This is a genomic window from Mycobacterium sp., from assembly GCF_049281135.1.
GTDB lineage: Bacteria > Actinomycetota > Actinomycetes > Mycobacteriales > Mycobacteriaceae > Mycobacterium.
The window spans coordinates 1-6,153 of the sequence record NZ_JBAPRN010000186.1 but is presented as its reverse complement, the minus strand read 5'-3'; the positions used below and the strand labels follow the sequence as shown (position 1 = coordinate 6,153).

The 6,153-nt window shown below is 66.3% G+C and carries 5 protein-coding genes; 3 read left to right on the top strand and 2 right to left on the bottom strand.

Features of this window, described 5'->3' with window-relative positions:
- Both WAN02_RS07535 and WAN02_RS07530 read right to left on the bottom strand, forming a co-directional pair.
- On the bottom strand, positions 1-1,040 hold a 1,040-nt coding region (locus WAN02_RS07535; RefSeq protein ID WP_422263538.1), incomplete at its 3' end, for a hypothetical protein.
- A gap of 41 nt (positions 1,041-1,081) precedes the next feature.
- Complete coding sequence (locus WAN02_RS07530; protein ID WP_422263537.1) at positions 1,082-2,041, bottom strand: hypothetical protein; 960 nt, start codon at positions 2,039-2,041, stop codon at positions 1,082-1,084.
- Positions 2,042-2,234: 193 nt separating this feature from the next.
- On the opposite strand from WAN02_RS07530, the gene trmB reads away from it, so the two are divergent.
- From trmB to WAN02_RS07515, 3 genes are all read left to right on the top strand, one after another.
- Entirely contained in the window at positions 2,235-3,023 is a 789-nt protein-coding gene (gene trmB, locus WAN02_RS07525) for a tRNA (guanosine(46)-N7)-methyltransferase TrmB (protein WP_422263536.1), read from the top strand.
- A 2-nt stretch (positions 3,024-3,025) separates the two neighbouring features.
- On the top strand, positions 3,026-3,721 hold the full coding sequence (locus WAN02_RS07520; RefSeq protein WP_422263535.1) for an NYN domain-containing protein: 696 nt from the start codon (positions 3,026-3,028) through the stop codon (positions 3,719-3,721).
- Positions 3,722-3,770: 49 nt separating this feature from the next.
- On the top strand, positions 3,771-6,153 hold a 2,383-nt coding region (locus WAN02_RS07515), incomplete at its 3' end, for an MMPL family transporter (protein WP_422263534.1).

The window sequence follows — 6,153 nt, the reverse complement described above, 5'->3', positions numbered from 1 at the left end:
GCTCCGGCCACCGTCAACCCGGGTGTCAGATCGGCCAGCAGCCGGCTCAACGTCAGCGCCAACCCCAACCCGAAGCCCGCACCCACCAGCATCATCAGCCGGGTCTCCAGCTTCCGCGACTTCAGCTGTGGCGCCGGAACCTCGATCGTCGGGAGCGTCGTCGGCGCCGGCAGGTCAACCGTCAGGTCCAGCCCCTGCGCGACGTCGGCCAAATGTGTGGTCGTGCCATCGTCAACCTCGGTGATCACCTCGTTGAGGCGCGCACCCGCGTAGGCCTCGAACTCGGGCAGCTTGGCCTTGGTCAGGCTCGCGGCGTCCTGCTGCAGCTCGGAGCGGACCGACGCGCAGCGGTTGCGGGCGAAGTAGGACAGCTGAACCCGAGCCTGCTGGGTCTGGCTGCGCAAGGCGATCGTGCGTTCGGACTTGGACAGTCGTCGCTGCCGCAGGATTGCGCTGCGCTGGTCGCGCAGCACCTCGACCCGCGCCCGCCGGCCCACGCCATCGGCGTCGCGATCGTATCGGCCGGCAATGGTCTGCAATCGGGAGTTCCACGCCCGCAACCTGTTTCGCCGCGGAAGATCTTTGTCGGCGAGTTTGTCGGACACCACGGTGACCAGGTCGTCGATACGGGGTTCACCGGATTCTGGCGCCGCCGCGACCCCGACCCAGGGCACGTCGAGGTACCGCGACGCGTACGACCCGAGGACCTCACGGTCGGCCGCCAGGACTTCTTCCCAGTTGCGGTGCACGTCGACCTTGGACACCGCGCCGATCACCACGTCGGTTTCGGCCATCGACGCGTCCAGCAGCGCGCAGTCGGATTCGGTCAACGTGGCGGCCGCCGAAACGACGAACACCACCACCGTTGGCGCTTCGCCGGCTTCCAGGTCCGCTGACTCGACGAACTTCCGCTTGGGCAGCCGCTCGCTGAGCGCGGCGACCACACCAGTCACCCCGGCCAGCCACGGTCCGGTGACCAATACCGCGTCCAGGCGCTCGATGTTCGGCGCGTCGAGTCGCGGGCCGATCGCCGCCACCATCGCGTCCACCTCGGCAACCGCGTCGTTGCCTGGCTTTTTGGTCACACCACCCCTCCGACCTTCGCCCACAGCCGCAGCGAACCCCTGACGATGTCCGCGCCGCAGGCGCGGTGGTTAGCCGCGACCGGCCCACGTCGGTAGCACTGCCAATGCACCGCACGGCGCAGATGCGCCGCAGCCGTGTCGCCTCGCTCGACGTTCATGCCGACCGCCTCGACGACGTCCACCGCGGCCATCATCCGAGCGACCACGGTGTCGTCGCGGCGCAGGAACTCGCGAATTCGCCGGTCGGTGACGGCCAGCGTCTCCAGGTCGGCGACGGCGTCCAGCACCCGCTGATAGCGCACGGGTGCGCCGAGCGCCTCAATCTTGTCGACGATCTCGTCTATGCAGCTCAGGCTCCGGAGCAGGGCAACGACGTCGGCACGGGTCACCCCACGCCGGATCGCGGCGGTCGCCTGCGCGACACCGAACTCGTCGAGGGTGTCCATCATTCGGCGGCGCAACGCCGCGTCGACGGGATGCCCGCTGGCCAGCGCCCGCAGCCCAGACCACAGGCCGTCGTCCAGGCCGTCGACCGCGAGGATCCCCACCACCGGTTCTATCGAGATGCCGGCGTGGGCAGACAGTTGCACGCATCGGGCCCTGGCCGAGATGGTCGGCCCGTGCGGATGGCAGCCGGATTCGGTGGTCGCGATCAGGTCTGCCTTGTTGAGCACCGCGAGCAGCGGTCGTCTGGCCGCTCCGATCGCGGCGCGGTCCTCGGGTTTGACCGCGTCGGCGAGAACATAGAGGTCAACGTCGGCAGCCGAAGGGGTGCTCAGCGTAATCGTGCCGCGCAGGGTCCCGGCCTGGGCCACAGCGTGCGCGACCGCGGAACGGCCGACACCGCGGCGTCCCGATATCGCCACCCGCAACGGGGTGGCGAGCCGCCTGGCGATCGCGGCGCAGCGCGGGTCGGAAACCTCGGCCGCAAATCGGTCCAGCTCGTCGCCGAAAATCGGATGCCCCTATCCGTCTCGTAGTTGCTGCTAACGCCCCATTGTGGCGGAGTAACCGCCGATCGCGGCGCATCACCACCGGTTTGTTGGACGAATGGTGACATTTGCGCGGCTGCGAAGCGAGTCACCTGATACCAGGTAAAGGCAACTGTTGGGTATCAATCTGCCCCGCGGGCGGCAACATGGTGGGTTGATGGGTAACGATGAACGGATGCGCGCGCAACCCTGGGTGGACGCGGCCACACCGCCGACACCCCCTTCAGACCTGCGTGCGGAACGTGGCGTCGGCGGCTACCGTCGGACGACCAGTTTCCGCACGCGGCGCTCGCAGTTGTCGGCGGCACAACAGCGGACCTGGGAGCGGCTGTGGCCCGAGCTCGGCTACGTCGCCGCGTCTGGACACGACCCCCAAGCACCGGCCGAACCGCTGGACACCCACGCCTGGTTCGGCCGCGATGCTCCACTTGTCCTTGAAATCGGCTGTGGCACAGGGACTTCCACACTAGCGATGGCGAAATCCGAGCCGAACGTCGACGTGATCGCCGTCGAGGTCTACCGGCGTGGGCTGGCCCAGTTGCTCTCCGGTATCGACCGCGAAGGTGTCACCAATATCCGGCTGATCCGCGGGGATGCGGTCGATGTGCTGGACCAACTGATCGCCCCCGGCTCGCTGAGCGGGGTCCGGGTGTTCTTCCCGGACCCGTGGCCCAAGGCCCGTCACCACAAGCGCCGGCTGCTGCAGCCAGAGACGGTGGCCACGATCGCCGACCGGTTGCGGCCGGGCGGGGTACTGCACGCCGCCACCGACCATGCCGGCTACGCCGAGCAGATCGCCGAGGTGGGCGACGCCGAACCCAGGCTGACCAGGCTGGATGCCCGTGCCGATACGGCGATCTCCGTCGTCCGTCCGGTCACGAAATACGAGGGCAAGGCACACGTTGCCGGCAGCGCCGTCACCGATTTTTTGTGGGAAAGACGCTGAATATGAGCCTCATTGAAGAAAAAACCGGCGCCCCGATCGGGCTGCCCGGCGGCCCCGCGGCCGACGCAGCGCCGGCGCCTCGTCGGGTACTTCTGGTCTGGGATGCGCCAAATCTGGACATGGGGCTGGGATCCATTCTCGGCCGGCGGCCCACCGCGACGGAACGGCCCCGGTTCGATGCGCTCGGCCGCTGGTTGCTGGCCCGCACCGCCGACGTGGCGGTGAATCGGAACGACGTGTCGGCCGAACCCGAGGCCACCGTGTTCACCAACATCGCCGGGGGTAGCGCCGATGTGGTGCGGCCGTGGGTCGATGCACTGCGCAACGTCGGATTCGCGGTCTTCGCCAAGCCCAAGCTCGACGAAGACAGCGACGTCGACAGCGACATGCTCGCGCACATCGCGCAGCGCTCACAGGAGGGTTTGGCGGCGCTGATGGTGGCGTCCGCCGATGGGCAGGCATTCCGGCTGCCGCTCGAGGAAATCTCGCGTAGCGGGGTACCCGTCCAGGTGCTTGGATTTCGCGAACATGCCAGTTGGGCGCTAGCGTCGGATACCTTGGAGTTTGTCGACCTGGAGGACATCACCGGTGTGTTCCGGGAGCCACTGCCGCGGATCGGCCTCGATTCGCTGCCTGAGAAGGGGGCGTGGCTGCAACCGTTCCGGCCGCTGTCCTCGTTGCTGACCTCGCGTGTCTGACAACTCAAAACTAATGCGCGGGTCGCCGCAGATCCAGTAAGGAGCTTACGTGTTCGCCTGGTGGGGTCGAACTGTATATCGCTACCGGTTCATCGTGATCGGCGTGATGGTGGCGCTGAGCCTGCTCGGCGGCATCTTCGGGATCAGCCTCGGCAAGCACGTGACGCAGAGCGGGTTTTACGACGACGGCAGCCAGTCGGTCAAGGCGTCGGTACTCGGCGACAACACTTATGGGCGCGACCGAACCAGCCACGTCGTGGCGACCTTCACCGCCCCCAAGTCGGTCAACGACCCGGCGTGGCAGAAAAAGATCGTCGACGAACTCAACGCCTTCAAGAAAGACCATCCGGATCAGGTCGTCGGCTGGGCCGGCTGGCTGGCCGCGCCGACCAGCACCGACCCCATCATCAAGGGAATGGCCAGCGAGGACGGCAAGCACACCTTCGTCAGCATCCCGCTCAAGGGCAACGATGACGACACGATTCTGACCAACTACAAGGACATCGAGCCTGATCTGCAGAAGCTCAACGGCGGCAACATTCAACTCGCCGGCCTGGAGCCGATCGCGGGCGCACTGACCGGCACCATTGCGACCGACCAGAAGCGCATGGAAGTGCTGGCGCTGCCGCTGGTGGCGGTGGTGCTCTTCCTGGTATTCGGCGGTGTGATCGCGGCCTCCCTGCCGGTCATGGTCGGTGGCCTGAGCATCGCCGGCTCGCTGGGCATCCTGAGATTGATCACGATGTTCGGGCCGCTGAGTTTCTTCGCCCAGCCGGTCGTGTCCATGATGGGTTTCGGTATAGCGATCGACTACGGGCTGTTCGTGGTCAGCCGTTTCCGTGAGGAGATCGCCGAGGGATACGACACCGAGGCCGCGGTCCGCCGCACGGTGATGACGGCCGGTCGCACGGTGGTGTTCTCGGCGGTCCTGATAGCCGTGTCAGCCTCTAGCCTCTTTTTGTTGCCGCAGGGCTTCGTGAAGTCGCTGACCTACGCGGTGATCATCTCGGTGACGCTGGCCGCGATCTTGTCGATCACGCTGCTGCCTGCCTGCCTGGCGATCCTCGGCAAGCACGTCGACGCCCTCGGCGTGCGCACCCTGTTCCGCATTCCTTTCCTGGCCAACTGGACGCCGTCGCGCGTATATCTGAACTGGCTGGCCGATCGGCTGCAGAAGACCAAAACCCGCGAAGAGGTGGAAGCCGGGTTTTGGGGCAAGCTGGTCAATGTCGTCATGCGGCGGCCGCTGGTCTTCGCCATCCCCATCATCATCGGGATGATCGCGCTGGTCATCCCCCTGCACAACCTCTCCTTCGGCGGGATGAGCGAAAAGTACCTGCCACCGAACAACTCGGTACGCCTGGCGCAGGAGAACTTCGACAAACTGTTCCCCGGCTATCGCACGAACCAGCTGACGCTGGTGATCGAAAGCAACAACCACAGCAAGGTCACCGACCAGCAGGTCGCCGAGATCCGCAACGACGCCGCCTCGATCAGCGGATTCACCGACACGACCTGGCAGGAGCGCGCCTGCCCGACGATCGAGGGCAACCCGTGCGTCTCGGGGCCGAACGGCAGTCATCCCAAGAATGACTCGGTCCGGGTCATCCAGAACGGTCTGTCGAACGCCAGCGACGCGGCCAAGAAGCTTGCCGAGCTGCGATCGATCACGCCACCACGAGGCTTGACCGTCTTGGTCGGCGGCGTTCCGGCGCTTGAGCAGGACAGCATCCACAGCTTGTTCGACAAGGCTCCGCTGATGCTGGTGGTCCTGCTCAGCACGACGATGCTATTGATGTTCCTCGCATTCGGATCGGTGGTGCTACCGATCAAAGCCGCCGTGATGAGCGCGCTGACCCTGGGCTCGACGCTGGGCATCCTCACCTGGATCTTCGTCGACGGACATTTCGCCAGCTGGCTGAATTTCACGCCGACACCGTTGATGGTCGTCTTGATCGCGTTGGTGGTCGCGGTCGGTTTCGGTCTGGCCACCGACTACGAGGTGTTCCTGGTGTCGCGGATGGTTGAGGCCAGGGCGCGCGGCATGTCGACGGCCGAGGCCATCCGAATCGGTACGGCGACGACAGGCCGTCTGATCACCGCGGCGGCATTGGTGTTGGCCGTGGTCGCCGGCTCGTTCGTCTTCTCCGACCTGGTGATGATGAAGTATCTGGCTTTCGGGCTGATGGCCGCACTGCTGTTGGACGCCACCGTCGTCCGGATGTTCCTGGTGCCCGCGGTGATGAAGCTGCTCGGCGACGACTGCTGGTGGGCCCCGATGTGGATGCGGCGCCTGCAGAACCGGTTGGGGCTCGGCGAGATTCACCTGCCCGACGAGCGCAAGCTGCCGTCGCCACGGTCACGGTCGTCTCGGCCGGCAACCACCCGCCCGCCGGTCACGTCGACACCGCGTCCACCCCACGACCCCACCC